The organism is Streptomyces regalis (genome assembly GCF_001509475.1).
Lineage (GTDB): Bacteria > Actinomycetota > Actinomycetes > Streptomycetales > Streptomycetaceae > Streptomyces > Streptomyces regalis.
The window spans coordinates 1-795 of record NZ_LLZG01000222.1 but is presented as its reverse complement, the minus strand read 5'-3'; the positions used below and the strand labels follow the sequence as shown (position 1 = coordinate 795).

Below are 795 nucleotides of genomic sequence, written 5' to 3'. Positions count from 1 at the left end.
TACGAACACCGGCTGGGTCAACGTCGGCACCGACCACGACACCGCCGCGTTCGCGGTGGAATCGATCCGCCGCTGGTGGCACGACCAGGGCCGGAACACCTACCCAGGCGCAACACGACTTCTGATCACCGCGGACGCGGGCGGCTCCAACGGCTACCGCACCCGGGCCTGGAAACTCGAACTGGCCATGCTCGCCGCGGAAACGGGGCTGACCATCACCGTGTGTCATCTGCCGCCGGGCACTTCGAAGTGGAACAAGATCGAGCACCGCCTCTTCTCCCACATCACCATGAACTGGCGCGGCCGTCCGCTGACCAGCCACGAAGTCATCGTCCAGTCGACCGCAGCGACCACCACCCGCACCGGCCTGCGCGTGAGGGCAGAGCTCGACACCAACACCTATGCGACTGGAGTCCACATCGGTGACGCGGACATGGCCGCCCTGCCACTGACCCGGCACGCCTTCCACGGTGAGTGGAACTACGCCCTGCACCCGCAGCCATGCCCGGCCATTCCGGCGGCCAGGGCCCCACAGACGCCGGCCCCAGAATGGGACCAGGCTCTGCTGTCCGACCCCACACTGACCGGAATGTCCCCACGGCAACTGGCCGACCTGACACAGGCTTTGGCGCCGGACGGCGATACCCAGCGCGGCCGCCCGCCCCGGCTCGCTTTCCCCGACCAGGTTCTGGCCACCGTGCTCCACCTACGGGTCGCCCTGGCCGCGGAACCCCTCGCCGTGCTGTTCGACAGCAGCCGGACTGCCATGCATCGCACCCTGCTGAAGATCAGGAG

At 68.2% G+C, this 795-nt stretch carries 1 protein-coding gene; it reads left to right on the top strand.

The genetic code is table 11. The features are described 5' to 3' along the window. The coding region (locus ADL12_RS23015) for an ISAzo13 family transposase (RefSeq protein ID WP_107119998.1) at positions 1-795 on the top strand (795 nt) is incomplete at both ends.